This window comes from Phytobacter palmae (assembly GCF_039409775.1).
GTDB lineage: Bacteria > Pseudomonadota > Gammaproteobacteria > Enterobacterales > Enterobacteriaceae > Phytobacter > Phytobacter palmae.
Map to the genome: position 1 here is coordinate 1 of NZ_JBCIVJ010000065.1, position 605 is coordinate 605.

The 605-nt window shown below is 50.7% G+C and carries 1 protein-coding gene; it reads left to right on the forward strand.

The window, feature by feature from the left end; all coding sequences use genetic code 11:
- Nucleotides 1-535, forward strand: a 535-nt coding sequence (locus AAIG39_RS25655; protein ID WP_343195059.1) for an ADP-ribosylglycohydrolase family protein, incomplete at its 5' end; no start/stop codon positions are given.
- Nucleotides 536-605 lie beyond the last annotated feature (70 nt).

Sequence of the window (605 nt, forward strand, 5' to 3'; positions counted from 1 at the left end):
ATCCATTATTCGTTTAGCGCCTGTACCGATCTATTTTCGCCGCAATTTCGCTCAGGCATTCTATAACGCGAAAATTCAAAGTCAGGCCACACATAGCGCGATTGAAGCTGTGAGTTCCGCACATTATCTGAGCTATTTGCTTCTCCTGCTGATTAATGGATACGATAAAGAACGTGTATTTTCCCCGCAAATTATGCCGTTAGAACCGCGCGTGCTGATCATCAACGCCGGTGAATATAAAGAAAAAAGTCGCGACCAAATTCGCTCCAGCGGTTATGTCATCGATACGCTGGAAGCAGCCATGTGGGCGGTATGGAACACCGATAATTTCCGTGACGCCATCTTGCTGGCGGCGAACCTGGCGGATGATGCCGACAGCGTGGCGGCGACGGCCGGACAACTTGCCGGCGCTTTATATGGCTGGTCGGGGATTCCGCAGGAATGGAAAGAGAAGCTGGTGCAGCATGACCGCATTGCCTCTATGGCCACAGCGTTATTTGACCAGGCGCCGGATGAGGAAATGCCGACGGAATAAATAGTGGCATGACTGAGGTTGATACTAACCTCGGCAGACAGCCATAAACACGGTCTTATATGATGTCCGA